The sequence below is a fragment of the Neptuniibacter sp. QD34_54 genome, assembly GCF_047778055.1.
Lineage (GTDB): Bacteria > Pseudomonadota > Gammaproteobacteria > Pseudomonadales > Balneatricaceae > Neptuniibacter.
In genome coordinates this window covers 1,831,617-1,858,236 of sequence record NZ_CP180546.1, presented here as the reverse complement: position 1 = coordinate 1,858,236, position 26,620 = coordinate 1,831,617, and the positions used below count along the sequence as shown (strand labels likewise).

The following is a 26,620-nucleotide window of genomic DNA, read 5'->3' as shown; positions in this document are numbered from 1 at the left end:
AGCGTTATAACGGCACCTTTTCTTATAATTTGCAGAAATATATTGAAACAGAACCCACTCAATGAATAGAATTGCTGCCTTATAATTCACTCATGTTTAATAAATACAAAGTATTTCCTTGTTAAACATAGAGTTAGCTCAACTTAGTAGATTCAGACCGTATGAATTCTTGTTTCTGACACACCGTTTATTGACCCCGGTCAATCGGTTTGTAAGAAATAGCATCTATATTGGCCTTCGACTAAATTGAACAATAATAATAAATAAATGCGTGGTTACCGGTGAAGAAGTCCGCTACATCTATTCGTAGTTTCCTACTCCAAAGAACATTTATCTTTTCTGTTCTTGGATTTCTAGTTCTTGTTTCTGTTACTCATTATGCGTTCACTAAGAGCATTGAAAAAAATGCCAGCGTCATGGCCGAGCGTATTGCAAAACAGACATTTAATTCTATGTATCTGGTCATGAGTCAGGGTTGGAATAGACACCAACTAGAGCAATTCATGAAACAGATGGAGAAAGACAATAAAGACAGCGATCTAAGCGTCTCAATCTTTCGTGGTGATCTTGTAACAGAACGATTCGGTGAGATGGAATCACCAGCCCTGTCTGATACGCATCGTCAAGTGCTTGAATCTGGTCAATCGCAACTGGTTTCCACTGACGATAGCATTAGCTACTACTATGCCCTTAACGCCAAAGAAGTTTGCACCCATTGCCATACCAATGTAACCGATGGCGATACATTAGGCATGATCGAAGTAACTCAAGAGTTAGATAAGTCACTTTTAAATGCCAATAAGGAACTTATCCTAACACTGATTTTAGTTTCCCCATTGCCGCTTTTACTCGCATTTTTAGCCACGCGACAAATCACATCTCGAATAGATAATTCCATAGAACAACTTGCCGATAGTATCGATAGCATTGAGTCAATTTCAGATCTATCTCGACTGGAAGAAGGTCGTGACAGGTTAGCATTCCGTGAGTTACAAGATATATTCTCCCAAGTAAAAAACCTCTCCTCCAAACTTAATGATATAGCGGTAGATAAAGAGCTACTTGAGTTTGAAATAAGGCTCTTAGAAAAATTTGTAATAACCTCAGAAGTAGTTCGAGACTGGCGCGAATACGTAAACTTCCTAATTGTTGATATCAATAAGGTCATGAACGTTTACACTATGTTCTCTATCTTTAAGGTCGATAATGAAGTTTTTGACTTAGAAGTTTTTTGGCTACAACCGCCAAGTGATCGCACTCGACAGTCGATGGAACAGGCAATTATGAAGCGTCTTGCTCAAGATGGCTCGCCATTCGAACTTATTGACATCAATATTCGCCACAATATGGTGAATGAGCATGCAGAACCGATGGATCTAGATGATGATGCGATTGAACTTCAATGCAAATCTCTTCTGGTAGAAACGCCTAAGATTGGCGGTATAGTCGGAATCGGCGTTCACTCAGATACCATTCAAGATACAACGAAACTTCTTGTCCTTGAAAGCATTCTATCTACCCTGCTTAACGTAGTCGGCTCTGTCCGTGCAATCTATAAATACACCAAAGATCTCGAATACTATGCAACGCGTGATCCACTAACCAACCTCTATAACCAGCGTATGTTCTGGGAATTATTGGATTATGAGTTAGACCGTGCAGATCGCCATGATTATAAAGTAGCGCTATTGTTACTTGACCTAGATAACTTCAAGAGCATAAATGACGGCTATGGTCATAGCTGGGGCGATAAGCTCCTAGCAGATTTCTCCGAAGCATTACAAAATGCATTAGGCAAAGACGCTATCATTGCCCGCTACGGTGGGGACGAATTTGTGATCGTATTACCAGAAAGCGATGTTGCTCACGCAGCGCAGGTGGCTGAAACCATTTTGCTTACGAGCCGCAACCATTCTCTATATTACGATTCAAATACTTTCCTTAAGTTAACAGGCTCTTTAGGTATGGGCATCTACCCTGATCATGCCAAAAATAAAAAAGACCTGTTTATGTTCGTTGATAATCTGATGTATCGAGCGAAGAACTCGGGCAAAGATCAAATCGCACTGCCTAATGAGAACGAACTAGTCGATATCTTTAAAGAGATGTCAGACAAAACCGTATTAGTAACGCAAGCGATTGAGCGTAAAGAACTGATCCCAGCTTTCCAACCGATTGTCTGCTCTAATACTGGTGAAATACATGCGGTTGAAGTGCTAAGTCGCATCAAGCTTTCAGGCGACAGGCTCATGAGCGCTAGCGAATTTATTGAGATTGCAGAGTCTATTGGTAAGGTCCACCAGCTTGACTATATCGTGATGGATAAAGCTTTTGAGCAAGTCAAAATAACAGGCTACGAAGGTAAGATTTTCATCAATCTGTCTCCACGCTCGATCATTATTAGTGACTTTATCCCAACCATCAAACGGCTTGCTGAAAGTCACGCAATCAATCCAGAAAGTGTTGTATTTGAAATCACTGAGCGAGATACGGTCAAAAACATCTCTGTTCTAGAAAGCTTTGTAATGAGCCTTAAAGACAAAGGATTCAAATTAGCAATTGATGATTTTGGATCAGGATTTTCTTCATTCCACTACCTAAAACATCTACCAATCGACTACGTAAAAATAGAAGGCGAGTTCATTGCCAACATGGCTAACGATGCTCGAGATATGGCCTTTGTAAATAGCATCTCGCATCTATCACAAGAACTAAATGTCGAGACTGTTGCTGAGTTTGTAGAGAGTGAAGAGGTATTAGAACTGGTAGAGAAAGCCGGCATCACCTATGCCCAAGGGTATCATTTAGGTAAACCAAATCCCGATCTAGAAGGCATTTTAAAAACGACTGAAGTTTTCGTACGCTAAAAACTCAAACAGCCTGCCAAAAGCTTTTGGTAGGCTGAATACTTTGTAATATTCCAGGTTTTCGTTAACTAAAAGTCTTGATATACAGCGCCTCAACTTTATCTCTTGCCCATTGAGTACGACGCAAAAATTTGAGAGAAGACTTGATTGAAGGATTATTGTAGAAACAGTTGAGTTTAATCTTTGCATCTAAACCTTCCCAACCATAATGATCCACCAAACGAGTCAGTATTTTCTCTAACGTCAGACCATGCAGAGGGTTATTGGGTTGCTCTTGGCTCACTGCTAATTCCTAGTACATAAAAATATACAGTCATCTTATCAGAATAACCCCAGAGCATGATGATTATTAAAAAGAAAAGGATCCTTAGGTTATTGCCCTATCTATTGATGTGGGGCAAGAAGCATCGGTTATAGAACAAGCAAGAAAGCTTGATCAACAAACCCAACCAACTTATGGTTGAGAATCTTGCTCTAATATCTCAAATTGATAATCAAAACATCAAAATAATGACCCTAAGAATAAGTATTAATAGACCAAGCGATAATGCCTATATATTAGCGCTTCCTCTATTCTGTATTGAATAAAAAAATTACAGCGCACTCAACGCCACAAACACAAATTCAATACCTACAAAGCTACATTGAAGTCATTCGATAGCAGTACGGAGTTTACGTTTGATTAGCAAAAAGATCCGCCAAGTTTTTTCTGATTTATCCCACTCTCCACTTGCGCAAAAAACTTTGCTACAGATGAGTATTCGTCTCTCTGTTGTCATCACCCTTGCCGCTATAATCAGCTATGCACATATTTTTGGCATTTTGCATGATCAAGTCGAAGACAGCCTCCGAGTTTACATCACCGAGCGAGGTGAGAAAGAAAGTCAGATTTTCCTCAATGCCCAGCTCAACCACCGATTATTTGAAGAACAATTTTTAAAGCAATGGCCGGAGCGCTCTAAACAAGCCGAGCCCCAAGATTTTGATCTTTTATTTGAAAAACGTTCTGATCAAACCCGTAGACTAAGCAAAGAAGCTTTTACTGGCATTCACCGCCCTGATGGCACCATTAGCCAGCATATCAGCGCATTTATAGGTACCAATGCGCCGAATAGCAACGAGTTCGCCAATAAACTGCAGTTAAGTTACCAATTAATCGACCGCTACGCCGATGCCTTTACACAGCACTATGCCAATCTTTATGTCTCGATGCCGGAAAACGTTAATATCGTATACTGGCCAAATATTCCTTGGGGTGAACAAGCAGAATCGAACCTAGATGTAACCATTGAAGAGTGGGTATATATCTCTACCCCGCAGAACAACCCTCAGCGTGATCACGCCTGGACAGGCCTGTATTTTGACCCAACCGCAGATGAATGGATGGTTTCCCTTGTAACGCCTGTCGATCATAACAACAAGCATCTGATCAATGTTGGTCATGATATTCTGTTAAACGATTTATTCGACAGCGTATTCAATGATAAATTATCAGGCACCCATAATTTTGTTGTAAGACACGATGGACGCATCATCGCGCATCCAGATTTAACGGATGCACTTAATCGCACTAAAGGCATCTTACATGCAAATGACAGTGGTAATGACTCCATTGCAAATCAAGTCCACGCTGTACTCGCTCATGCTCAAACTCAGAACCAGTCAACCTTTATACTAGAACCAAATTCTGCAGATGCCTTGCTCGCTGTCACCAAAATCGCCGGTCCAGATTGGTATTTTGTAACCGTTTATCCGAAATCTCTGCTCTCCTCAACCGCATTGCAAACCGCCTACATAGTTTCAATTGCAGGCATATTGTCACTGCTGGTGGAATTACTGATTCTTTTTTTCATCCTCAAAGGCCAGGTACTTTACCCTCTGGGCGTCTTCAGACGTTTTTCTCGTGCCATGCGAGACAGTAATTTTGATGCAATTAATGACGTTAAACACAGCGCAATTCCAAAACGAAAGGATGAAATGGGTGAATTAGCCACCACCATGATTACAATGGCTGAACATATCGAGCAGCACCAAATGCTGCTCACCGATGAAGTGAATACGAAGACACGAGAGTTAAGCCAAGCACACGAAGTCCTGAAACTAGAAGCACGCTCCAGAGAAGAAATTACGCGTTTGCTTCAAACTATTGCCAAAGATGTTTCTGGCCTCCAAGGCCTAACTTATTTTGAAACTTTAGGTGAATTTCTCTCAAACACACTCGATGCGGATATGGTTATCATTTCTAAGCTATCTGAAGATAAAGAAAGTATTAATGCCCTCGCCGCTTATATCGATAAACAAAAAATTGACAACCTTAGTTATCCTCTTGCAGGCACGCCCTGTGAAACTGTGATTGAAGAAGGATCGATGGTTTTTAATGGTAACGTCCAGGAATTGTATCCAGAAGACGAAGACCTATTTAAGTTAGATCTACATTCCTACATTGGCACCCCAATGTACGACGCACATGGGCAGGTTATCGGTCATTTAGCGGTTTTAAAACGTAAAGAATTTGAGCAAACAGGAAAGACACAGCTTATAATCGATTCGGTCACATCAAGAGCCGCCAGCGAACTCATTCGTAATGTTCATGAGCAAATCATCAATCATCAGGCACGAACAGACTCCCTTACTGGGCTTTACAACCGTGCAATGTTTATTGATCTGATGTCACAAGCAATTCACTCTGCTGCTCGTCATGAGCGCAAACTTGCAGTTATCTTCGTCGATTTCGACAATTTCAAATTGGTCAATGATCAGCTTGGTCACAGCGAAGGCGATAAGTTATTGATTGAGGCGACAAACCGACTCAAACAAGCTCTACGTAGTGAAGATATCCTAGCTCGCTTTGGGGGCGATGAGTTTATCGTCCTGCTGCCACAAATAGACAACAGCCAGTCAATAGAAACAGTAACTCGCCATATGCAGAAGCTACTGGCGAAAGACGTTCAATTAGACACAACCTCATTAACGATTTCATGCAGCATGGGTGTTGCCATCTACCCTGAAGACGGAACAACCACAGACACACTAATTAACCATGCCGATACAGCAATGTATCGCGCGAAAGACTTAGGCCGTAATAACGTTCAATTCTTTACGGAAGATATGAACGTGCGTATGGAATTACAACGAGAGCTTGAACACGACCTGCGCCTAGCAATCAGCAAACAAGAATTCCAGCTCTTTTATCAGCCAATTATCAACATCCGCAGCGGAGAAGTCGCTAAAATCGAAGCCCTAATCCGCTGGCAGCACCCTCAACGTGGATTGGTATCCCCTGACCAGTTCATTCCATTTGCAGAGCAAAGCGGGCAAATTATCTCAATCAGTGAATTTGTATTGAAACAAGCTTGTAGCGACCTACCCAAGCTAAAGCAGCACTTTAAATCACTCGAGCGCCTATCCATCAACTGCTCAGCCCGCTTATTTCAAAATAAATCATGGGTGCAGGATATCAGCGAGACGCTAGCAGCGCACTCGATAACCTGTCAGGACATCGAGCTAGAAGTTACCGAAAGTTTGTTTATGGACAGCCACGATCAATCTGTCATTCAGACATTAAACGATATTCATAATCTTGGGATTAGCATATCTCTGGACGACTTTGGCACCGGCTACTCCTCCCTCTCCTACTTAAAACGTATGCCAGTCGATTGTCTAAAGATCGACAAAAGCTTTATCAGAGACGTACTCACACAACCTGAAGAGAAGCGATTGGTTGCTGGCATTATCGACCTAGCGAAAAACTTTAATCTAGAAGTAGTTACTGAAGGGATAGAAACGCGCGAGCAATATCAACTGTTAGCCGAGATGGGTTGTGACCTTGTACAAGGCTATTACTTCTTCAAACCTACGCCATTAGATCAGCTACTGACTGGAAATGTTGAAAAGAAATGAGGGAGAACAAGAGTAAACCTACAGGCCGTGGTGAGACCACAATAAGAGAGCCTCAATATGTGTTTGCTGTAAGCGATTGGCTTATCAGCCAACCCAGACAAAGCGAAGTAGGCGCACTTGCTAAGTTATTAATATTGGCTCAATGGCTAAGCGGCGTGTTATTTCTCTTGACTAGAGAACGGCTCATATGTGTTAAATGTAAGGCTACTTCAAGAAGCCTTTTATCGTTTTCCATATAAAGCTATTAACCGTAACAACATAAGCAAATCCAAACGTGGTAAACCCTGGAACCATAATTAACCAAACATAGAACGACTCAACACTATGTAGTGAGAAGACAGTTCCTGTAAGCACTAATGCTGCTATAACGATGACAACCGAAAAGACCTCACCAGTTATTAACTGTTTAAGGCTTAACTTTCTCTTCCTTGCAATCCTAACAATCCAAAGTGCCCCTATAGTGGCAACAATACCGAATGCTAGAAACTCTACATTAAACAAAACAGCTATCAATAGCGTGTAGATAAGGCCGATAATGATAATTACGTGATTTGCCTGCATGACATTTAACGCCGCCATATGAGGCGCACAAATGCTTGGCTAAATTAGCGACGAAGGAGCGCAAGCCAAGCGTTTTGCGTCCAACTGCCATAATGGCCTTGTTATAAATCGATTACTCTAAGCCAACCCTTAATATTTTTCCGTTTTTAATTACGACTCTCAAACCATGTTCTACATCGAAGGTACACTCATATTCTAAATGAAGTTCTCCACCTTCATCTTCAGGAAAAATGAATACTCCTGGTTCAGTGACATAGTTCCACACTTCATTAGGCACGGACAGCATTGGCATTAGCTCGTCAGCATACTCCCCTAAACCTATATGATAATCAGGTAAGACTCTCTGGTAATATTGGAAAATTGCTTCCTCAATTTTAGGGAACTCAAGTTCGATATTATTGTAAAGCCAGTTGATAGAATCTCTATGTAACGGCTCTATTTCACCAGAACCAGATAAACCAATAGTAAACAAAACACTTTCACCGAAAACAGGGAAAGATATTTCACCCTCAAAGTCGTGTCCCGTTGATTTTAATTGATCAATTATTTTGTCGGCTACTTCCATATTTACCTAGATTTATAACGCTCAGCTAAGTGGCGCGCAAAGCGCGTCGTATTTAAGCTGCTTGTTAAATGGCATAGCCGCCAAGCCTATTAATAGTAAATGCGACATACTCTCCAATAACCTTTGGGTCGTTGGTATGAAATACATCTTCTTCTATTAATACCCCACAATCGACCATGACAGGGTTTATAGCAACAACTTTGCCATACGCTCTGTATTTCCAACCTTGTATTTGCTCAAGACACTTTTTCCTTTTTGGATTTCCTTGAAACAAGGACTCCCACGATTCACCTTCATTAACCATGTTTGAGAACTCAAACTCAAAGGCTTCTCCAACTTTAGGCATAGTTCCAACATCATGACTGATTTCATCCATCACGCAGTACTCACAACCGTCTATTTGAATAGATGCCTCAAGATATGTGCCTTCTGAAGAAATAAGAGTCGCTTTCATAGTTGCTATTTAACGCTTAAAGCAGTTGCGCGCAGAGCGCGTCGAAATGGCTTTTCTTGTTATGAGTTCTGCTTAATTTCATCCAGAACCTCCTGTGCATTTACAACATAATGGGTAAGACTCTGCATACGCTTTAGGGTTTTACGTATTTCTTGGACGTGCTTATTTATTTCTTGATTTACACCCTTAATATTATCCACCAAAAACTCTTCTTGAGACTGATGCTGAATAGACGCTAAAAATTTAGAATCATGCTCTATTTGTTCTTTAGACCGTCTAGGTGCTCTAATTCTGGGATTAGGCATATTATGAATAGTATGCTGTAAGGACAAATCAAATTCGTCATGTAACGACGCTATAACAACGCCATTATCTTCCTCTAAAACAAATTTACTTTTGGCTTTTTTGTTTCTGCTCATAGCATCCTTGACTCATAACGCCCGGCTTTGGGGCTGACTTGTAGCTGCGAAGCAGCGGAAAGGCAGTCCCAGCCACGCAGTGGCGACAACAGCCGCTTGTTATGTTTTGTAGCCATGAATGACCACACCATTTTCATCCTGAGCTATTGGAAAGCTGCCGACTTTCTCCAGCGCCTCTAAGAATGCTTTAACATTTAGTGGCCTCTCAGTTAAAGGCGCATTTTTGTATGCACGGTAAGAGTACACATTTGGAATTAGGATAAACTCGATATGTTTGTACTCTACAGGCCCGCCCGCACCTTCAACTGGATCATCGATAGCGGTTTCCCATAGTTGCTGTACCGATGGTGCATGCCCATAAAATACGTTATCCGTATCGGTAAAATGGTACTCGATACCCGAGAAATCAGAGCCATACTCTGCCATGACCGTAAATAGCTTGCGCCATTTATGGTTTGACATTAATGCGGAAGAATACTTCTCCCTCAACGCGTTATCTTTGTGTGCGTCCATACTCTCTCGCAAACATAACGCCCAGCACAATTGAAGGAGCGCAGCGACGATCGATTGCTGCTTTTTGTTACACGGCAACACCCCATAACCATTTAAACACTCCTAACGCGTTGAACCTGTTAATTTAAAGCTAATGCACCGCACTAGCTACTACTGTAATTTATAGCTATGGCACACCAGAAAATAGAGACGGAGGTGCCGAAACTACAAAGTCCCTAATAGCACCAAGAACAGAATGATTGAGATATGAAGCAGCACATTCCTTGATGCTGGCCTGCTAACTACTAGCAGGATTTACCTGATTCGAACTGAATTTACTTAAAAAGCCTTTTGCCTTGTAACGCTTAAAGCTGCCGCGCAGAATGCGTCGGATGCCTTGCCTTGTTATGCGTACCATTATTCTACTTCCACTACGCTTTCGAAGTAGATTTTATAAGGGTACTGATTTTCTGAAGTGGTAAGTTCTCTACAATTAATAACGAAATTACCTGTCTCCCCTTGATTGAAATACCCTCCGCCACTTACTGTATGAGCGTCACTCGTACAGGAACCTAAAATAAATTCACCATCCATAATATCTATCCGTACTCGAACAGATTTATAAAGATTGTCACTCTCATTTTTTACATTACCAACTACAGTAAACAGCTCAGTATCTGAACGCTGCTTATGCTCTAGAATTTTAAGATCGGATACGCTGTCACCAGCATAGTGAATATAGTTAGGCCCAAACAGATTTTTAATTTTATATCTGTACTGATCATATACTGCGATCATTAATGTAACGGAAACAGCTGCGCCTAAACCGAAGAAGAACCCAACAATAGATTTTTGAAAAATTTCCTTAAACACTCACTACTCCATCAGTTCGCATAGACATAATGACTCCCACGAGGTGCTGACCTCCGTCCTCTCGTGGGTTAGCTGAAAGCCAGAGCCATACTGTATCTGTTACCAATACATAACGGAGGTCAGCATGAATAACAGTAGCATAGTTTTTATTGGCTTAGACACCCATAAAGAGTTTGTCGAAGTAGCCTATGTCCAAGATCAACGACAAGCTGATATCGTTCATCTCGGACGTATATCCAGTAGCAAATTGTCGATGACTAAACTGACTCGACAGATGCAATCAAAATACCCAAAAGCCACATTGCACTTCGTCTATGAAGCTGGCCCCTGTGGCTATTGGGTGTATCGGTTGCTCACCAGCTTGGGGTTCCCCTACTATGTTGTAGCACCTTCTCTCATTCCCAAAAAGCCAGGGGAACGTATCAAAACCGATAAGCGTGATGCCATGAAACTGGCGAATCTACTACGTACCGGTGACCTAGATCCCATCTACGTTCCAGAACCGGAAGATGAAGCAATCCGTGACCTTTCTCGTGCCCGTGAAACTGCCATGAAAGACCTGAAAGATGGCAAATACCAACTCAAGGCCCTACTGCTCCGCAACAATATCAAACCCACCGTGCAGGATAACTGGTCACAAAAACACCTGCGGTGGCTGACAGAACTCATACTACCTTACCCAAGCCAGCAAATCGTTCTACAGGAATACATACAGACCATAACTGAACGGATCAAACGCTTGGAGCGGCTGGATAATGAGCTAATCCATCATGTCAAAAACTGGCGATACTATCCTGTTGTAAAAGCAATACAGGCGATGCGTGGGGTACGTCTGTTGGTTGCGGTGGGTGTGATTGCAGAGCTGGGCGATCTCACCCGCTTTGATCATCCCCGTAAGTTGATGAGTTATCTCGGCTTAGTCCCCAGCGAACATTCCAGTGGCGGGCACCGCAGGCAAGGTAGTATCACTAAATGCGGTAATGGCCGAGCCAGGCGTCTATTAATCGAAGGCGCACACAGCTATCGCTACAGCGCCAATATCTCAACCGAGTTACAGAAGCGACAGGAGTGTCTGAGTAAAGAGATCGTGGATATCGGCTGGCAGGCCCAACTCAGGTTGTGTCGGCGCTATCAACGCTTAATGAAACGTGGGAAACACTATAACGTGGTTGTCACGGCAATAGCGCGGGAGATGGTGGCGTATATCTGGGCGATTGCCAGAGAAGTGGTTTTATCACCAGTGGATCCAGCTAAACGGTTATCAAGGGTCCCTGCGTAATGAGAGGCGTTGAGCGAGTGCATCGGATCAGACCACGGCAGTGGCATAATCTCCGACGGCGTTAGGCAGGCAACTGCACCCGCAGTTGATCCACGAGCATAGACTGAAGAACGGTGTCACGACGGAAAAAGTAAGGTAGGCACTGCTTACTGAAAAGTGAGTAACCCACGAATACCAGCATGAAAACCGACGAACTTACCGGCCTCATTCGATGCGCTCACTCACTTTAATTGAAAGAAGGGCTTAACAGATAAAGCAGAAATCAGTGTGCCTGTACTTGACAGTGGGAGTCATACCAACGCCGCCATAAAGGGCGGAGCGCATGCGACGTCCAGCCCGTAGGGCGATTTTTGATGGCCTTGTTATACGGCATTACTGGAAACACCTTTTTATGAAATAACCACATACCCATGCAAGACCGAAAAATAATAACGCGAACGCAGCTAGTCCGGCACTTGCACCAAGCAGCTGCAAAGTAATTTCTTTTTCTGTAGTAACTAAACCACTTACAACTGCCCACACAATACTAAGACCAAATATGCTGAAAAGAATGAAACCTATGAGCATTGAAAAGAAGACCAAAGGCTTCTGTAGCCTTTTGAATTGAATGCCTAATAGGATTGCTTCGATTAGTCCCATTGCAAGATCTTTATTGCCTTATAACGCCCAACACAGCCGAAGGAGCACAGCGACGATCGGATGCTGTTGCTTGTTACACGGCAACACTCCATAACCATTTAATCACTCCTGACGCGTTGAATTGATTAATTTAAAGCTAATGCAGCGCACTAGCTACTACTGCAATTTATAGCTATGGCACACCAGAGAATAGAAATGACGGTGCCGAAGCTACAAACTACTTAACAGCACCAAGAACGGAATGATTGAGATCTGAAACAGCACATTCCTTGATGCTGGCCTGCTAGCTAGTAGCAGGCTTTTCCTGATTAAAACTGAGCTTACTTTAAAAAGCCTTTTGACTTGTAACGCCCAACATAAAGGGCCGCAGCGCAGCTGTGGTCCAAGCCCGAAGGGCGACTTTTGATGTTTTTGTTATGTGCTTTCATGTTTAAAGCTACTTCGTATGAGGATGGACAAACCAATTACGCTAGGCACCAATATTATCGATTCCGCAAAACCAGCTAACAAAATGCTCACTCCCCATGTGGCCCACACTCCAAGATAAATCAGCAATGCTCCGTGAAAAAATATTGAAAACAGCCACGAGCAGGCCCTTCTTTTGACTGATTTCTTAGGTAATGTAGCCACTAAGTAGATAGAGAATATGTAAACAAATGCAATTCCTACTGCTTTCAAGAGAAACGGATTTGATAGGATCTCACCTGACAATATCTCTGGTAGTGAAATAAACACCAAAACTACAAGGGCAATCACGATATAAGACCCTCCTACGATGTGTGAAATCCATTTTGCTATCTGTGCTTCCATATCTTTAGTTCACATAACGCTCAGCTAAGTGGCGCGCAAAGCGCGTCATTACTTGAGCGCCTTGTTATGTTTCTTTTACGCAAACACCTAAGTATTCAGCTAAATAAAACCCGCCAACACAATACAAAAGCGAACAGAGAAATACTGGCCTCCACATCTTTGATTCTTCACTAAGGTGCTTACCTGTAAAGATTAATAGCACTGGCCAGTACCAATCCCATAATAGATTTTTACTCTTACTGTTTTGGTTGCTCTCATCAGAAAAAATGATCATTACACTTGAAATGAAAGCAATAAAAGCGATTAAGAAGCTCCACATCACAGCTTCTTCTATTGAATTCTTGCAAGCTGAGGAAGATAACCCTGTACTCATTACTCAGTTCCTTGAGACATAATGCCTAAAGCTACCGCGCAGCATGCGTCGGATGCCTTTTCTTGTTATGTGTTTAAAGTGGGCCGCGTTCATTTACGTCCCACCATGTTACTTTGCCGCCATCTATTACTGAGAAGTAAATTTCATTCATTTTATTTTGATAAATAAACGAGACTTTACACTGTGATGACCGTTTAGAATCAAACTTTAGAAACTCTGTAGGTAATCCCTCTCTTTCTAGGTGCTGAATTACCTGTACCTTTGCAAAACTTCGATCTTTAACACAACCGCCTGATAGGTATGAATTTGCTATTAGCCCGATAACTACAGGTACTGATATTAGTGCTCCGAGCAATAACTTTTTCACCGCAATTTACCTAGACACATAACGCTCAGCTAAGTGGCGCGCAATGCGCGTCATTACTTGAGCGCCTTGTTAGCTGTTTTGTTTGGGCACAATTTGAATATGGAAGTTTTTATACTTCGCCGTAAGTGCCTGCCTAGTAATAAAAATGCCCACATACACTGTTATTGCTAAGTTGACCGTAGCAAGAGATACCGCAAGAACAATGAATGGCAAACCTAACATTCCAACAACCATAGAAATTAGAAAGTAGGAAACTAGGGAGATTAAACCCGCGCCGACAAAATAGCGCCAAGTGCACTGCCACCATATAGGAAGTGCTACTTCGTAAAACGATAATTCCGAAGAGAAGAAATTCTCCTTAGGCGAAGAAGCAGTGATGGAATATCCCGCTTTCTGGCGGTATTGAAGCTCACTCTTTATTGATTCTGCACGATCGGGATATTCTTCACTATCAACACCGTCCAGCGCCTCAAGTAATTCCCTAATTGAATAGTTTTTATAATCTGGAGGATTCATTCCTTACTCCGATTAGACAGCTAACGCCAACAACACTGGGCGTGTTTTAAGTTGATTGAGTGAAACGAAAGCAGCTTAAAACCGCTCCTGTGCTTGTTTTTGTTAGGTGAAGTGCACAATATAGAACATGTACATTAACACCAGCTCCAACATGAAGACTATACCAGCTGAGTACCAGCCAGCATTAGCCATAAATTTATTGCTCCCCTGATAAAACGCACGCTTACCTACATGCACAGAATAACCAACCAGAGAAGCGCCAAACCCGGCAGACCAACTGAAGCCACCCTCAGGGAAGCCGAGAAAAATAAACCAAAACAACATGCCCACAATGAGTGCCGAAAGTAAGCCCAAAATTACGGCGTGCATCTGTAATATTTTAGATTTACGTTCATCAGATCCGGCTAATGCTGCAATAGCACCCAGGAGGAGAACCAGATCGAATGGGATTAAAGGTAAAACCTGCCAAAGATTGGCAGATTCAAAACCAGCCGCACCCGTGAGTTTTAGAACAACTACAGGAATATGGGCTAAACAAACAAAGACGCCCAGAACCAAATTTATTATGAATATTTTCTTGAGGCTCATTTATCACCTAACGCTTGTGGCACGGGCAGACGCGCAGCGGCTGTCCTAGCCAGCTTTGCTGGCGGATGTGCCCACACTTGTTATAACCCCATTCCAAATAATAAGTTGAGAGATAGTTCGGTTATTAAGACTATTAGGGCAAGAACTTCTATAGAAAATACTAACTTTAGTTTCTTAGATTCAGCTTCAAGCTCTGGATCGTCAAGCCCTTGCCACATGTTCTTGTAAAGAAAACCAAGCAATGGTGCATTATGGTTTGCAAATTCGCTTGTAAAAAATGTGGGATAGCCGAGTTTTTTGTACATTTCAGGATGCCTTTCCTTAAGGATAGAATAAATCCGTTTACTCTTTTTAAAGTACACAATACCACCAAGAAATAGCACCACCCAAACGGGAAAAAATGTAACTAGTGTCATAGTCTATCCGAGGTTATAACGCCCAGCACAATTGGAGGAGCGCAGCGACGATCGATTGCTGCTTATTGTTAAGCGGCTGCTAAATTTGGCCATAAAACGAGCCTCCAACGAAAGTGATAAAAACTAAGACGATAAAAATTAATAAATTTTTGCCTGCCTTCGCTCTGTATTGAACACCATCTTTATTCAATGCATTAGGCACGAGAAGTGCATTAAAAACATTAAATCGGGTGTAACGGTTTTTAGTCATAACCTCTGGGTTACTGTTGCTCACAGCTCTAAAGGTGAAATATATTCCCTTGGCTAAGCAAGGAACACCTACAACCAAAACAATTACAAACCACAGTACCGAAATTACTAATTCTACGATTTCCATATACTGACGCTTAACGCTCAGCTAAGTGGCGCGCAACGCGCGTCATTACTTAAGCGCCTTGTTATGAGTTTTAACTGATAGGAAACCTTCCTCATTAACGACAGGTATTGATTGGTTCCCAACCTTAATGTGCAAATTCGGTCCTTTTCCTTCCAACTTGTACCAAGTACCTAAGTAAGCTAATTCGTACGAAGAATTTCCAGTTCTGCCCTCTGGATAGATTGTTCTTAAATCCATTTCCCCATCCATACCATAATCTTCATACTCAATTCTTTGCTTACCTTCTTCATCAAGAGTGGAATATATAAGCAGATCAACAACACCATCTCCATCTGAATCACTTAGCTGAGCCACGAGTTTCGACTTACTAGAGAAAAAGGCAAACCCAGGCTTGTCTTTGTGAGCTACTAACCAATAATTCTCTTGATCAAATTGACGATAATCACCGACTCCAGAGAACACAAAGCCCTCCTTGTACCACTGAAGATAAAGTACAGCGGAAAGAGTAACCATAAGCAGAGCAATAATTACATTTTTGACCATGGTTGGTTACCTGAACTCATAACGCCTAACACAGCCGAAGGAGCGCAGCGACGATCGGATGCTGTTGCTTGTTACACGGCAACACTCCATAACCATTTAAACACTCCTGACGCGTTGAATTTTTTAATTTAAAGCTAATGCGGTGCACTAGCTACTACTGCAATTTGTAGCGATGGCACACCAGAAAATAAAGATTGAGGTGCTGAAACTACAAACTACCTAACTGCACCAAGAACGGAATGATTGAGATATGAAGTAGCACATTCCTTGATGCTGGCCTGCTAGCTACTAGCAGGGGCTATCTGATTAAAACTGAGTTTACCTTAAAAAGCCTTTTGACTTGTAACGCTTAAAGCAGCCGCGCAGTATGCGTCGGATGCCTGTTCTTGTTATAAGCTACTGATGTGTAGCCCATTTGGGGAGCCCGCAATTTGAGCACTTATTGCCTCCTAGCGGCGAATTAAAATTAGAATACTTGGATTGGCAACTTGGACATTTGAAATTCATTAACCGATATCCAGTAAACCAAAAAACTGGAGCCCAAATAGCAAGGGCTAACAATCCAGAATTGGCTAAACCAAATAATGAGTTCAGTACAAAATTTAATAAAGGGCCTATAAAAAGCCAACCTACCCAGGATGCATAAAATAGATTCCTTCTTAAACGAAAATCTTTCCAACTTGCTTCAAAATCCACTTCCATGGGCACCTTGCTTATAACGCCCAGCACAATTGAAGGAGCGCAGCGACGATCGATTGCTGCTTTTTGTTACACGGCAACACCCCATAACCATTTAAACACTCCTAACGCGTTGAACCTGTTAATTTAAAGCTAATGCACCGCACTAGCTACTACTGTAATTTATAGCTATGGCACACCAGAAAATAGAGACGGAGGTGCCGAAACTACAAAGTCCCTAATAGCACCAAGAACAGAATGATTGAGATATGAAGCAGCACATTCCTTGATGCTGGCCTGCTAACTACTAGCAGGATTTACCTGATTCGAACTGAATTTACTTAAAAAGCCTTTTGCCTTGTAACGCCTAACACAGCTGGAGGCGCGCAGCGACGATCGGCTGCTGTTACTTGTTAAATGTTCACTTTTCTCCAAACTGTTTCGTAACCCAGCGGCCCTGAATAAGCTTTGCTTCCACAACTCCATTACTGCCATCCTGTTGGTAATAAAGAATTCGATCATAAACTCCATCTCTGTCTGTATCGTAAATATCTACTGCTGTAACTTGTGGGTTGTTAGGTTCGTGTACTGAAACAGTATTTGAATTATTAGATACATGATTGGTTACGACTGGCTTCCCTTTTTTACCTACCATAATGAAAGATTCATTATTTTGCGGAAATGTATAAATATCCCACGAACCGACTTGCTCTTTCTCAAGTTTAAATTTTTCTTTAGTAATGGGATCAGTCCCTTCTTGAATGCCCGCGGAGTTTGAAACTGCTGAGCTTAAAAGAAGAATCAATGGGATGAGTACTCTCATAGCTTCCTTGTACATTTAACGCCGCCATAAAGGGCGGAGCGCAAGCGACGTCCAGCCCGAAGGGCGATTTTTGATGGCCTTGTTAAGCATTACTACCACCACTTTGCGAAACCTTCTAAGTGCTCAATATACTGGATGACCATGTCATGATCAGAGCCTCGCTTGAACTCCATGTGGCCTGTACCAATTTCACTGTCTATTAGGTGAACTGACAAATCAATTTCTTCTTTAGTGAATGAAAGCACTATTTCTCGATCTATATCGTAGAATTCGGCTTTACAAAAAATCCCGGCTTCTAGCCCTTTTAGTTGAGCAAGAAACTCATCAAGAACAGAGCACTCAAACCAAATATCCTTAGCCGAGTAAGAAAACACTCCTCTAGAAAATTCAAGTGTAAGTGCTACTTCACAGCCAATTGATGGCAAGCGATCTTCGATTTCACTAATTTTAATTCCAAAACCAAACGGGTTCGGTAATTCGATATCGTAGTTCATGCTTCTTGATGCTTAACGCTTTTGTAATGGGCCGTATTGCTGCGAAGCAGCGCAGTTTGCGGTCCAGCCCAAAGGGCGATTATTAACAAACTTGTTATATGACATTTACGAGTAAAACTCCCAAGGGCCAAAAATTAACAATGCCAAGCCTAAAGTAAGACCAAAAAATATGCCCCATTGAATTGTGAATGCAGTCCTATGCTTTGACCACCAAGGAACAAACCCTCCCATAGCTAACAGCATCCAGATAAATGCCAGTACCATTAGCCATTTTGAGAAAACTATAGATACAGCGAATCCTGCAACTACCGAAAGGCTGAACGTTTTCCATGTATTCTTGTTTACAATATCCATATGTGTATTGGCATATAACGCCTAACACAGCTGGAGGCGCGCAGCGACGATCGGCTGCTGTTACTTGTTATATGTTCCATCAAGCAACTCCTTTGCTGATTTGATTTCATACTCAAGCAACATACCTATCATTAAAGGGCTATTCCCCTGTTCTTGCTCTACATAGGACAAGTGCTTTTGCAATTTTTGCTTATAAATATCCAACGCTTGTTCCTTATTATCACTTTCCTTATAAACATTGATAGCTAGGTACTCTCCCAATGAGTGCCTGAAATTTTGAGTACGTGCTAATTCAGAGTTTGACTGTTTAAACCCTACTTTTAAGGCTTCTTCATACTTAGCATCATGCGTAAACATTCCAGCTAGGAAGCAAGTAGAACCAAACACAGCTAAACCAATATATTGATATATCTTCATAGATTCATTAGAACCATATAACGCCTAAAGCTACCGCGCAGAATGCGTCGGATGCCTTTGATTGTTAGGTTTATATTATTGCTAAGGCCACATAGAGCAACACAATGTCTAGAGCTAGACCTATCCATCTTATGAATGTATTACCTTTGACAGCTGTAGCTATATAACTTTCTAAATATGTGGTTTTACCTAAACAAAACCTCTTAACTTCTAAAGCAGCAAAAATACCAATAAATGCTGATACCAAAGAATTTCCATCGAGGCTTCCTAGTTGATAAGTTCGAATGGCTATTGCAACGATTGCCACATGAATTACAACGTAAAAGAAAATAGTACCCAGCATTCGAGCTTCTGGGTTTTCCCCCATGGAAATATCAGTTGCCAAAGCAAGTGCTTTACCTTGTTTAGTTCTGGGTGCTAATACTTCATCTGACTGATCATCAAATGCCACCCCTTCTCGAACAGCTCTTTTCCGTTCAGCGATTTCAATTGAATTAAGCTCTGCTGAAGATGAACATTTAGAACAAAAATTATATTCACCAATATTCACAGTATCGCAAACTGCACACTTCCAATTGTAATCTGCACTCATGCTAAACCTAGACATAATGACTCCCACGAGGTGCTGACCTCCGTCCTCTCGTGGGTTAGCTGAAAGCCAGAGCCATACTGTATCTGTTACCAATACATAACGGAGGTCAGCATGAATAACAGTAGCATAGTTTTTATTGGCTTAGACACCCATAAAGAGTTTGTCGAAGTAGCCTATGTCCAAGATCAACGACAAGCTGATATCGTTCATCTCGGACGCATCTCCAGCAGCAAATTGTCGATGACTAAACTGACTCGACAGATGCAATCAAAATACCCAAAAGCCACATTGCACTTCGTCTATGAAGCTGGCCCCTGTGGCTATTGGGTCTATCGGTTGCTCACCAGCTTGGGGTTCCCCTGCTATGTTGTAGCACCTTCTCTCATTCCCAAAAAGCCAGGGGAACGTATCAAAACCGATAAGCGTGATGCCATGAAACTGGCGAATCTACTACGTACCGGCGACCTAGATCCCATCTACGTTCCAGAACCGGAAGATGAAGCAATCCGTGACCTTTCTCGTGCCCGTGAAACTGCCATGAAAGACCTGAAAGATGGCAAATACCAACTCAAGGCCCTACTGCTCCGCAACAATATCAAACCCACCGTGCAGGATAACTGGTCACAAAAACACCTGCGGTGGCTGACAGAACTCATACTACCTTACCCAAGCCAGCAAATCGTTCTACAGGAATACATACAGACCATAACTGAACGGATCAAACGCTTGGAGCGGCTGGATAATGAGCTAATCCATCATGTCAAAAACTGGCGATACTATCCTGTTGTAAAAGCAATACAGGCGATGCGTGGGGTACGTCTGTTGGTTGCGGTGGGTGTGATTGCAGAGCTGGGCGATCTCACCCGCTTTGATCATCCCCGTAAGTTGATGAGTTATCTCGGCTTAGTCCCCAGCGAACATTCCAGTGGCGGGCACCGCAGGCAAGGTAGTATCACTAAATGCGGTAATGGCCGAGCCAGGCGTCTATTAATCGAAGGCGCACACAGCTATAGCTACAGCGCCAATATCTCAACCGAGTTACAGAAGCGACAGGAGTGTCTGAGTAAAGAGATCGTGGATATCGGCTGGCAGGCCCAACTCAGGTTGTGTCGGCGCTATCAACGCTTAATGAAACGTGGGAAACACTATAACGTGGTTGTCACGGCAATAGCGCGGGAGATGGTGGCGTATATCTGGGCGATTGCCAGAGAAGTGGTTTTATCACCAGTGGATCCAGCTAAACGGTTATCAAGGGTCCCTGCGTAATGAGAGGCGTTGAGCGAGTGCATCGGATCAGACCACGGCAGTGGCATAATCTCCGACGGCGTTAGGCAGGCAACTGCACCCGCAGTTGATCCACGAGCATAGACTGAAGAACGGTGTCACGACGGAAAAAGTAAGGTAGGCACTGCTTACTGAAAAGTGAGTAACCCACGAATACCAGCATGAAAACCGACGAACTTACCGGCCTCATTCGATGCGCTCACTCACTTTAATTGAAAGAAGGGCTTAACAGATAAAGCAGAAATCAGTGTGCCTGTACTTGACAGTGGGAGTCATACCAACGCCCAAAGCAGCGGCGCGCGTTAGCGCGTCCAGCCCGCAGGGCGATGCTGCCTTTGCTTGTTAAGTGTTTTTGTACAGTTTTGACCATGAGTTCCAATCGTCTTCGTTACGTAGATAAGCCAAGAGAGGAAGATGCTCCATTTGATTTGGGTATGGAATAGCTAGCATCTCCTCTTTATAGCTGCGATGGTTCTTCGAGTAATTTGCAATAATGTTGGTTAACACAACGCCTGCTACTTCCTTAGCCTCTTCGCTCGGCTCACCATCGAATATAAAACGAGCAATAAAGTCTTCACCGTCTGGAGATAACTGAAACGATACAGCCCTAAAGGAAGGCGCGACCTCTCCAAGAAGCGCACTTTGGGCGTACTGCAATAATTCTATATCGTACTCAGTTCTCATAGACACTTAACGCCTAACACAGTTGAAGGAGCGCAGCGACGATCGACTGCTGTTTTTTGTTAGGCATTTAATGTAAACCATACTGCACCACCACAAATTAATAGATAAAGAGAGCCAAATAAGTAACCAAAGATCATGCGCAAAACAGTCGTTTTACCAGCGAGGAAGCACAAAATTGAAGCTGCCATAAAGCTTTGAATAATTCCTACATACACAAGTTCAATTATCTCGGGTTTTGAAAATGAATGAATGACAACAGCCCCAAACACACTAAGAATAGCCTTTGCTATTGCGTAATAACGAGATCCTTCTCTTCTCGATAAAAGGTGAAAACCAATTACGCCATCAATAACAATACTCATTATGCTTGCCGATCCAAGGCCTAAATGGAGAAATAATATCCCTGTTGAGAGAGCGGCTCCAAGGAATAACAAACCTGCTGGATAAAAAGCACTATTATTAGGTGGAATTTTGGGTTCAACATGCGACGCTTTATAACAAGGAGCGCATTGCCCATTATTACGTTCTGCCGTTGAGGGCAGAATTAAAGATTCGCAATTAGAACACTGAACTTTTTCCATACTTGATGCCTAGACATAATGACTCCCACGAGGTGCTGACCTCCGTCCTCTCGTGGGTTAGCTGAAAGCCAGAGCCATACTGTATCTGTTACCAATACATAACGGAGGTCAGCATGAATAACAGTAGCATAGTTTTTATTGGCTTAGACACCCATAAAGAGTTTGTCGAAGTAGCCTATGTCCAAGATCAACGACAAGCTGATATCGTTCATCTCGGACGCATCTCCAGCAGCAAATTGTCGATGACTAAACTGACTCGACAGATGCAATCAAAATACCCAAAAGCCACATTGCACTTCGTCTATGAAGCTGGCCCCTGTGGCTATTGGGTCTATCGGTTGCTCACCAGCTTGGGGTTCCCCTGCTATGTTGTAGCACCTTCTCTCATTCCCAAAAAGCCAGGGGAACGTATCAAAACCGATAAGCGTGATGCCATGAAACTGGCGAATCTACTACGTACCGGTGACCTAGATCCCATCTACGTTCCAGAACCGGAAGATGAAGCAATCCGTGACCTTTCTCGTGCCCGTGAAACTGCCATGAAAGACCTGAAAGATGGCAAATACCAACTCAAGGCCCTACTGCTCCGTAACAATATCAAACCCACCGTGCAGGATAACTGGTCACAAAAACACCTGCGGTGGCTGACAGAACTCATACTACCTTACCCAAGCCAGCAAATCGTTCTACAGGAATACATACAGACCATAACTGAACGGATCAAACGCTTGGAGCGGCTGGATAATGAGCTAATCCATCATGTCAAAAACTGGCGATACTATCCTGTTGTAAAAGCAATACAGGCGATGCGTGGGGTACGTCTGTTGGTTGCGGTGGGTGTGATTGCAGAGCTGGGCGATCTCACCCGCTTTGATCATCCCCGTAAGTTGATGAGTTATCTCGGCTTAGTCCCCAGCGAACATTCCAGTGGCGGGCACCGCAGGCAAGGTAGTATCACTAAATGCGGTAATGGCCGAGCCAGGCGTCTATTAATCGAAGGCGCACACAGCTATCGCTACAGCGCCAATATCTCAACCGAGTTACAGAAGCGACAGGAGTGTCTGAGTAAAGAGATCGTGGATATCGGCTGGCAGGCCCAACTCAGGTTGTGTCGGCGCTATCAACGCTTAATGAAACGTGGGAAACACTATAACGTGGTTGTCACGGCAATAGCGCGGGAGATGGTGGCGTATATCTGGGCGATTGCCAGAGAAGTGGTTTTATCACCAGTGGATCCAGCTAAACGGTTATCAAGGGTCCCTGCGTAATGAGAGGCGTTGAGCGAGTGCATCGGATCAGACCACGGCAGTGGCATAATCTCCGACGGCGTTAGGCAGGCAACTGCACCCGCAGTTGATCCACGAGCATAGACTGAAGAACGGTGTCACGACGGAAAAAGTAAGGTAGGCACTGCTTACTGAAAAGTGAGTAACCCACGAATACCAGCATGAAAACCGACGAACTTACCGGCCTCATTCGATGCGCTCACTCACTTTAATTGAAAGAAGGGCTTAACAGATAAAGCAGAAATCAGTGTGCCTGTACTTGACAGTGGGAGTCATACCAACGCCGCCATAAAGGGCGGAGCGCAAGCGACGTCCAGCCCGAAGGGCGATTTTTGATGGCCTTGTTAAGCATTACTACCACCACTTTGCGAAACCTTCTAAGTGCTCAATATACTGGATGACCATGTCATGATCAGAGCCTCGCTTGAACTCCATGTGGCCTGTACCAATTTCACTGTCTATTAGGTGAACTGACAAATCAATTTCTTCTTTAGTGAATGAAAGCACTATTTCTCGATCTATATCGTAGAATTCGGCTTTACAAAAAATCCCGGCTTCTAGCCCTTTTAGTTGAGCAAGAAACTCATCAAGAACAGAGCACTCAAACCAAATATCCTTAGCCGAGTAAGAAAACACTCCTCTAGAAAATTCAAGTGTAAGTGCTACTTCACAGCCAATTGATGGCAAGCGATCTTCGATTTCACTAATTTTAATTCCAAAACTAAACGGGTTCGGTAATTCGATATCGTAGTTCATGCTTCTTGATGCTTAACGCCCAACACAGCCGAAGGAGCGCAGCGACGATCGGATGCTGTTGCTTGTTACACGGCAACACTCCATATCCATTTAATCACTCCTGACGCGTTAAATTATTAATTTAAAGCTAATGCAGCGCACTAGCTACTACGGCAATTTATAGCTATGGCACACCAGAAAATAGAGATGACGGCGCCGAAGCTACAAACTTTCTAACAGCACCAAGAACGGAATGATTGAGAGAAGAAACAGCACATTCCATGATGCTGGCCTGCTAACTAATAGCAGGATTTACCTAATTAACACTAGGCTTACTTTCAAAAGCCTTTTGCCTTGTAACGCCTAACACAGCTGGAGGCGCGCAGCGACGATCGGCTGCTGTTACTTGTTATACGCTTAACCACCCCAACCACCATCTTTATCATTTATTGGCTCTGTAATTTCCGGCAAAATACTTAACCGTAAACCACACTTTGCACACCTACTTGTATGGCTATGACCCCAAACACCAGGTATGTAGCCGAAAATAGGGATACCCCAATAGAATCCATTGCACCTAGGACATTTTGAGAAACATGTTCGGTACATTAAAAACAAGAGAAACCAAAAAGTAACAGTTTCCAGAACCAATATTGGTGGGAACGCTATTCCCAATGCTCCAAAAACAAGCAGCATAAGTAAAAGAGGCATGAAGTAAGATCGACATGTCTCATTTTTTCTTATGATCTTTCTTAATCCCTGATAGTACTGAGCTTCATTTTCCATAAGGTGTATAACGCCTAAAGCAGCCGCGCAGTATACGTCGGATGCCTTTTCTTGTTATGAGTTAAGACTTTCAGGAATGTATTCATTAGCTTCCTTATTCCATGGAATATGAAACTTTGTAGGGCTACCTGACCGGTTCAATGTGATTTCCAATACAGGATTACCCATAAAGCTGATATTTCGAACTTCTGAAACTATTTCCCAGCCAATAAAGCGGTTGATTCCTAAACGGCTAACCAAAATTCCGTTGGCTGTTGGAGCCGCGTTTAATGCAACAGTTTTGCTTGAAAAAGGTACGACGCCCAATATATTCAAGCCAGCTTTATGGTCAGATGGATTAGCCCCTTCTCCAAAGCCTGCTAGAAACTTACGAAACGAAATTAAGCGGATAAAAACACGAAATAAAATCAAACCAGCCGTAGCTAACACCCCAATAACAGAGGCTAAAAATCCACCTGCACCAACCGTATACGCCAACAGCCCTAGAGCTAAGGCAATAGATGGATATGCTAGCAACTGAAACGACATGGGTATCTTTGGAGTATTTTCGATGTCCATAAGCTACTCATAACGCCCAACACAGCCGAAGGAGCGCAGCGACGATCGGGTGCTGTTACTTGTTATGTTTTTGTACATGCTAAGTCCTGTGCCACCGCCAATCTAACTTGATTCATTTTACTTAGCCCATGCAGATAGGGCTTTAATTCGTTTCTCTTTACTTTTGGTGACTTGGAGTCATCGTACTTGTCGATTTCTACGTCGACTAGATAAGAGCCACTGATTAATACAGTGTATAAATCTTCAAGCTGCTCAGAAGTCCAGTGGAGAACGTAAGCATTTTGAGTAATATGGCCTTCATCCTCTAATACCTGCCGCAACTTTGATTCTGGGTGTTGGAGCGCCTCGCTAGATTTCAACAACTCTTCGCGAAAGTCTCTCTCCATTTTACTTCCGATTAGCTTCATCTACTCGATATCTCGCGAAACATAACGCCGCCAGCACAGGCCGGAGCACGCAGTGCGGAGGTCCAGCCCCGAAGGGGCGATTGTGCCTGGCCTTGTTAGGTGCATTCGCTAGCTCTCCATTTCAATGTCTTCGATGTTTCCTTCTTCATCGAAAGACACACTAACTACATAGTCTGTAACGTCGTCGGGTAGCGTGAAGTATAGACTTCTTCGTCATCCCATTTCGAGCGTAGAACCAATAGACCTATGACTTGCTCACTCGACGGACTCTCAGTATTCAAGTGCTTTTCCCAGTATGTTCTAGGAAGCTCATCTATATGATGAGAAACAAATTCATAAATACTGTATTCACCCTGCTCGGTTCCTGATGCCTTTCTGATACCTTCGAGAGCTTTCGCTTCATTGCTCATTCAATCACCTAACGTCCATGTAAGCGGGCGCCGGAGCGCCAGCGTAGGGAACCAAAAGCGCAGCTTTTGGCGTTCCGATTGACATGCTTGTTATGAGTCATGTGTTCCAATAAGCCTCGTACTCGTATAAAACCGCCTTATTGGGCCATGGCTCTTCAGCAGTTTCTGAAAAATACTTCTTCTTTTCTTCGGCACTTAAGGGGCGCCACGATGTACCTCGTTTTACTCCATGGCAGATATCTACAGATATAGGGTATTTTTTCAGCGCTATTTCTTGGGCATCGGAAAGTGACTTACCATTAGCTCCGCCCTTCGAACAAGGGTTAGCAAGCTGAACCCCATCATCTTCCCAGTCGCAAACAACGCAAATACTGTAACTGCCATAATTTTCTTCGAATGTTTCGAACCCACAAACAGGGCACGGAAGATCAGTACTCATGGGTAGACTCATAGACATAATGACTCCCACGAGGTGCTGACCTCCGTCCTCTCG

The 26,620-nt window shown here is 43.0% G+C and carries 30 protein-coding genes; 5 read left to right on the top strand and 25 right to left on the bottom strand.

Annotation, left to right across the window (positions count from 1 at the left end; all coding sequences use genetic code 11):
* The first annotated feature begins 281 nt into the window (after positions 1–281).
* Positions 282–2,867, top strand: a complete 2,586-nt coding sequence (locus tag ACMXYP_RS08465) for a putative bifunctional diguanylate cyclase/phosphodiesterase (protein WP_415884576.1) — start codon at positions 282–284, stop codon at positions 2,865–2,867.
* A gap of 64 nt (positions 2,868–2,931) precedes the next feature.
* Here the strand turns inward: ACMXYP_RS08465 and ACMXYP_RS08460 are convergent, their stop codons facing one another.
* Positions 2,932–3,150, bottom strand: a complete 219-nt coding sequence (locus tag ACMXYP_RS08460) for a VF530 family DNA-binding protein (RefSeq protein WP_415884575.1) — start codon at positions 3,148–3,150, stop codon at positions 2,932–2,934.
* Between the two features lie 395 nt (positions 3,151–3,545).
* Between ACMXYP_RS08460 and ACMXYP_RS08455 the strand changes: the two genes are divergently transcribed.
* Complete coding sequence (locus ACMXYP_RS08455) at positions 3,546–6,767, top strand: EAL domain-containing protein (RefSeq protein ID WP_415884574.1); 3,222 nt, start codon at positions 3,546–3,548, stop codon at positions 6,765–6,767.
* Between the two features lie 204 nt (positions 6,768–6,971).
* Here the strand turns inward: ACMXYP_RS08455 and ACMXYP_RS08450 are convergent, their stop codons facing one another.
* The 6 genes from ACMXYP_RS08450 to ACMXYP_RS08425 all read right to left on the bottom strand — a co-directional run bounded on the left by ACMXYP_RS08450 (position 6,972) and on the right by ACMXYP_RS08425 (position 10,131).
* Positions 6,972–7,346 (bottom strand): hypothetical protein, encoded by a 375-nt coding sequence (locus ACMXYP_RS08450; RefSeq protein WP_415884573.1) that lies wholly within the window; start codon positions 7,344–7,346, stop codon positions 6,972–6,974.
* A 94-nt stretch (positions 7,347–7,440) separates the two neighbouring features.
* Positions 7,441–7,893 (bottom strand): DUF6985 domain-containing protein, encoded by a 453-nt coding sequence (locus ACMXYP_RS08445; RefSeq protein WP_415884572.1) that lies wholly within the window; start codon positions 7,891–7,893, stop codon positions 7,441–7,443.
* Between the two features lie 64 nt (positions 7,894–7,957).
* A complete protein-coding gene (locus ACMXYP_RS08440; RefSeq protein ID WP_415884571.1) occupies positions 7,958–8,347 on the bottom strand; it encodes a hypothetical protein in 390 nt (129 codons plus the stop codon).
* A 59-nt stretch (positions 8,348–8,406) separates the two neighbouring features.
* Positions 8,407–8,766 carry a hypothetical protein gene (locus tag ACMXYP_RS08435; protein ID WP_415884570.1) on the bottom strand — a complete coding sequence of 120 codons (360 nt, stop codon included), beginning with the start codon at positions 8,764–8,766 and terminating at the stop codon, positions 8,407–8,409.
* 99 nt (positions 8,767–8,865) lie between these two features.
* Positions 8,866–9,279, bottom strand: a complete 414-nt coding sequence (locus tag ACMXYP_RS08430; RefSeq protein WP_415884569.1) for a hypothetical protein — start codon at positions 9,277–9,279, stop codon at positions 8,866–8,868.
* Between the two features lie 396 nt (positions 9,280–9,675).
* Positions 9,676–10,131: a hypothetical protein gene (locus tag ACMXYP_RS08425; RefSeq protein WP_415884568.1), complete on the bottom strand. Its 456-nt coding sequence runs from the start codon at positions 10,129–10,131 to the stop codon at positions 9,676–9,678.
* Positions 10,132–10,255: 124 nt separating this feature from the next.
* Here ACMXYP_RS08425 and ACMXYP_RS08420 point away from each other — a divergent pair, with 124 nt between their 5' ends.
* Positions 10,256–11,410, top strand: a complete 1,155-nt coding sequence (locus tag ACMXYP_RS08420; protein ID WP_415884567.1) for an IS110 family transposase — start codon at positions 10,256–10,258, stop codon at positions 11,408–11,410.
* 372 nt (positions 11,411–11,782) lie between these two features.
* On the opposite strand, the gene ACMXYP_RS08415 is transcribed toward ACMXYP_RS08420, so the two are convergent.
* The 11 genes from ACMXYP_RS08415 to ACMXYP_RS08365 form a co-directional block, all read right to left on the bottom strand.
* Positions 11,783–12,049 (bottom strand): hypothetical protein, encoded by a 267-nt coding sequence (locus ACMXYP_RS08415; protein WP_415884566.1) that lies wholly within the window; start codon positions 12,047–12,049, stop codon positions 11,783–11,785.
* A gap of 874 nt (positions 12,050–12,923) precedes the next feature.
* Complete coding sequence (locus tag ACMXYP_RS08410) at positions 12,924–13,232, bottom strand: hypothetical protein (protein ID WP_415884565.1); 309 nt, start codon at positions 13,230–13,232, stop codon at positions 12,924–12,926.
* A 436-nt stretch (positions 13,233–13,668) separates the two neighbouring features.
* Positions 13,669–14,115, bottom strand: a complete 447-nt coding sequence (locus ACMXYP_RS08405; protein ID WP_415884564.1) for a hypothetical protein — start codon at positions 14,113–14,115, stop codon at positions 13,669–13,671.
* A gap of 102 nt (positions 14,116–14,217) precedes the next feature.
* Positions 14,218–14,703, bottom strand: coding sequence for a hypothetical protein (locus tag ACMXYP_RS08400; RefSeq protein ID WP_415884563.1), 486 nt, complete (start codon positions 14,701–14,703; stop codon positions 14,218–14,220).
* 80 nt (positions 14,704–14,783) lie between these two features.
* Complete coding sequence (locus tag ACMXYP_RS08395; RefSeq protein WP_415884562.1) at positions 14,784–15,119, bottom strand: hypothetical protein; 336 nt, start codon at positions 15,117–15,119, stop codon at positions 14,784–14,786.
* Between the two features lie 79 nt (positions 15,120–15,198).
* Positions 15,199–15,495, bottom strand: a complete 297-nt coding sequence (locus tag ACMXYP_RS08390; RefSeq protein ID WP_415884561.1) for a hypothetical protein — start codon at positions 15,493–15,495, stop codon at positions 15,199–15,201.
* 45 nt (positions 15,496–15,540) lie between these two features.
* Complete coding sequence (locus tag ACMXYP_RS08385; protein ID WP_415884560.1) at positions 15,541–16,038, bottom strand: hypothetical protein; 498 nt, start codon at positions 16,036–16,038, stop codon at positions 15,541–15,543.
* A gap of 1,099 nt (positions 16,039–17,137) precedes the next feature.
* Complete coding sequence (locus tag ACMXYP_RS08380; protein WP_415884559.1) at positions 17,138–17,554, bottom strand: hypothetical protein; 417 nt, start codon at positions 17,552–17,554, stop codon at positions 17,138–17,140.
* Positions 17,555–17,631: 77 nt separating this feature from the next.
* Positions 17,632–18,033 carry a hypothetical protein gene (locus ACMXYP_RS08375; protein WP_415884558.1) on the bottom strand — a complete coding sequence of 134 codons (402 nt, stop codon included), beginning with the start codon at positions 18,031–18,033 and terminating at the stop codon, positions 17,632–17,634.
* A 414-nt stretch (positions 18,034–18,447) separates the two neighbouring features.
* Complete coding sequence (locus ACMXYP_RS08370) at positions 18,448–18,804, bottom strand: hypothetical protein (RefSeq protein ID WP_415884557.1); 357 nt, start codon at positions 18,802–18,804, stop codon at positions 18,448–18,450.
* Positions 18,805–18,874: 70 nt separating this feature from the next.
* Positions 18,875–19,396: a hypothetical protein gene (locus ACMXYP_RS08365; protein WP_415884556.1), complete on the bottom strand. Its 522-nt coding sequence runs from the start codon at positions 19,394–19,396 to the stop codon at positions 18,875–18,877.
* Positions 19,397–19,507: 111 nt separating this feature from the next.
* Between ACMXYP_RS08365 and ACMXYP_RS08360 the strand changes: the two genes are divergently transcribed.
* Positions 19,508–20,662 (top strand): IS110 family transposase, encoded by a 1,155-nt coding sequence (locus ACMXYP_RS08360; RefSeq protein ID WP_415884555.1) that lies wholly within the window; start codon positions 19,508–19,510, stop codon positions 20,660–20,662.
* Positions 20,663–21,022: 360 nt separating this feature from the next.
* Here ACMXYP_RS08360 and ACMXYP_RS08355 read toward each other — a convergent pair whose 3' ends face one another.
* A complete protein-coding gene (locus ACMXYP_RS08355) occupies positions 21,023–21,370 on the bottom strand; it encodes a hypothetical protein (RefSeq protein ID WP_415884554.1) in 348 nt (115 codons plus the stop codon).
* A 53-nt stretch (positions 21,371–21,423) separates the two neighbouring features.
* Positions 21,424–21,945, bottom strand: coding sequence for a hypothetical protein (locus ACMXYP_RS08350; RefSeq protein WP_415884553.1), 522 nt, complete (start codon positions 21,943–21,945; stop codon positions 21,424–21,426).
* Positions 21,946–22,058: 113 nt separating this feature from the next.
* Between ACMXYP_RS08350 and ACMXYP_RS08345 the strand changes: the two genes are divergently transcribed.
* Positions 22,059–23,213: an IS110 family transposase gene (locus tag ACMXYP_RS08345; RefSeq protein ID WP_415884489.1), complete on the top strand. Its 1,155-nt coding sequence runs from the start codon at positions 22,059–22,061 to the stop codon at positions 23,211–23,213.
* A 372-nt stretch (positions 23,214–23,585) separates the two neighbouring features.
* Here ACMXYP_RS08345 and ACMXYP_RS08340 read toward each other — a convergent pair whose 3' ends face one another.
* The 5 genes from ACMXYP_RS08340 to ACMXYP_RS08320 form a co-directional block, all read right to left on the bottom strand.
* A complete protein-coding gene (locus tag ACMXYP_RS08340; RefSeq protein WP_415884552.1) occupies positions 23,586–23,987 on the bottom strand; it encodes a hypothetical protein in 402 nt (133 codons plus the stop codon).
* A gap of 819 nt (positions 23,988–24,806) precedes the next feature.
* Positions 24,807–25,310, bottom strand: coding sequence for a hypothetical protein (locus ACMXYP_RS08335; protein WP_415884551.1), 504 nt, complete (start codon positions 25,308–25,310; stop codon positions 24,807–24,809).
* A 62-nt stretch (positions 25,311–25,372) separates the two neighbouring features.
* Positions 25,373–25,696, bottom strand: a complete 324-nt coding sequence (locus ACMXYP_RS08330; protein ID WP_415884550.1) for a hypothetical protein — start codon at positions 25,694–25,696, stop codon at positions 25,373–25,375.
* A 185-nt stretch (positions 25,697–25,881) separates the two neighbouring features.
* Positions 25,882–26,127, bottom strand: coding sequence for a hypothetical protein (locus ACMXYP_RS08325; protein ID WP_415884549.1), 246 nt, complete (start codon positions 26,125–26,127; stop codon positions 25,882–25,884).
* A gap of 97 nt (positions 26,128–26,224) precedes the next feature.
* Positions 26,225–26,584: a CPCC family cysteine-rich protein gene (locus tag ACMXYP_RS08320; RefSeq protein WP_415884548.1), complete on the bottom strand. Its 360-nt coding sequence runs from the start codon at positions 26,582–26,584 to the stop codon at positions 26,225–26,227.
* Positions 26,585–26,620 lie beyond the last annotated feature (36 nt).

Coding starts and splice junctions, on each gene's coding strand:
- ACMXYP_RS08405 (WP_415884564.1), bottom strand. CDS start 14,115: ATGAATCCTCCAGATTATAAAAACTATTCAATTAGGGAATTACTTGAG.
- ACMXYP_RS08325 (WP_415884549.1), bottom strand. CDS start 26,127: ATGAGCAATGAAGCGAAAGCTCTCGAAGGTATCAGAAAGGCATCAGGA.
- ACMXYP_RS08440 (WP_415884571.1), bottom strand. CDS start 8,347: ATGAAAGCGACTCTTATTTCTTCAGAAGGCACATATCTTGAGGCATCT.
- ACMXYP_RS08360 (WP_415884555.1), top strand. CDS start 19,508: ATGAATAACAGTAGCATAGTTTTTATTGGCTTAGACACCCATAAAGAG.
- ACMXYP_RS08400 (WP_415884563.1), bottom strand. CDS start 14,703: ATGAGCCTCAAGAAAATATTCATAATAAATTTGGTTCTGGGCGTCTTT.
- ACMXYP_RS08350 (WP_415884553.1), bottom strand. CDS start 21,945: ATGGAAAAAGTTCAGTGTTCTAATTGCGAATCTTTAATTCTGCCCTCA.
- ACMXYP_RS08345 (WP_415884489.1), top strand. CDS start 22,059: ATGAATAACAGTAGCATAGTTTTTATTGGCTTAGACACCCATAAAGAG.
- ACMXYP_RS08420 (WP_415884567.1), top strand. CDS start 10,256: ATGAATAACAGTAGCATAGTTTTTATTGGCTTAGACACCCATAAAGAG.
- ACMXYP_RS08365 (WP_415884556.1), bottom strand. CDS start 19,396: ATGAGTGCAGATTACAATTGGAAGTGTGCAGTTTGCGATACTGTGAAT.
- ACMXYP_RS08445 (WP_415884572.1), bottom strand. CDS start 7,893: ATGGAAGTAGCCGACAAAATAATTGATCAATTAAAATCAACGGGACAC.
- ACMXYP_RS08435 (WP_415884570.1), bottom strand. CDS start 8,766: ATGAGCAGAAACAAAAAAGCCAAAAGTAAATTTGTTTTAGAGGAAGAT.
- ACMXYP_RS08340 (WP_415884552.1), bottom strand. CDS start 23,987: ATGAACTACGATATCGAATTACCGAACCCGTTTAGTTTTGGAATTAAA.
- ACMXYP_RS08395 (WP_415884562.1), bottom strand. CDS start 15,119: ATGACACTAGTTACATTTTTTCCCGTTTGGGTGGTGCTATTTCTTGGT.
- ACMXYP_RS08410 (WP_415884565.1), bottom strand. CDS start 13,232: ATGAGTACAGGGTTATCTTCCTCAGCTTGCAAGAATTCAATAGAAGAA.
- ACMXYP_RS08385 (WP_415884560.1), bottom strand. CDS start 16,038: ATGGTCAAAAATGTAATTATTGCTCTGCTTATGGTTACTCTTTCCGCT.
- ACMXYP_RS08320 (WP_415884548.1), bottom strand. CDS start 26,584: ATGTCTATGAGTCTACCCATGAGTACTGATCTTCCGTGCCCTGTTTGT.
- ACMXYP_RS08450 (WP_415884573.1), bottom strand. CDS start 7,346: ATGGCGGCGTTAAATGTCATGCAGGCAAATCACGTAATTATCATTATC.
- ACMXYP_RS08390 (WP_415884561.1), bottom strand. CDS start 15,495: ATGGAAATCGTAGAATTAGTAATTTCGGTACTGTGGTTTGTAATTGTT.
- ACMXYP_RS08380 (WP_415884559.1), bottom strand. CDS start 17,554: ATGTACAAGGAAGCTATGAGAGTACTCATCCCATTGATTCTTCTTTTA.
- ACMXYP_RS08335 (WP_415884551.1), bottom strand. CDS start 25,310: ATGGACATCGAAAATACTCCAAAGATACCCATGTCGTTTCAGTTGCTA.
- ACMXYP_RS08330 (WP_415884550.1), bottom strand. CDS start 25,696: ATGGAGAGAGACTTTCGCGAAGAGTTGTTGAAATCTAGCGAGGCGCTC.
- ACMXYP_RS08415 (WP_415884566.1), bottom strand. CDS start 12,049: ATGGGACTAATCGAAGCAATCCTATTAGGCATTCAATTCAAAAGGCTA.
- ACMXYP_RS08370 (WP_415884557.1), bottom strand. CDS start 18,804: ATGAAGATATATCAATATATTGGTTTAGCTGTGTTTGGTTCTACTTGC.
- ACMXYP_RS08430 (WP_415884569.1), bottom strand. CDS start 9,279: ATGGACGCACACAAAGATAACGCGTTGAGGGAGAAGTATTCTTCCGCA.
- ACMXYP_RS08375 (WP_415884558.1), bottom strand. CDS start 18,033: ATGAACTACGATATCGAATTACCGAACCCGTTTGGTTTTGGAATTAAA.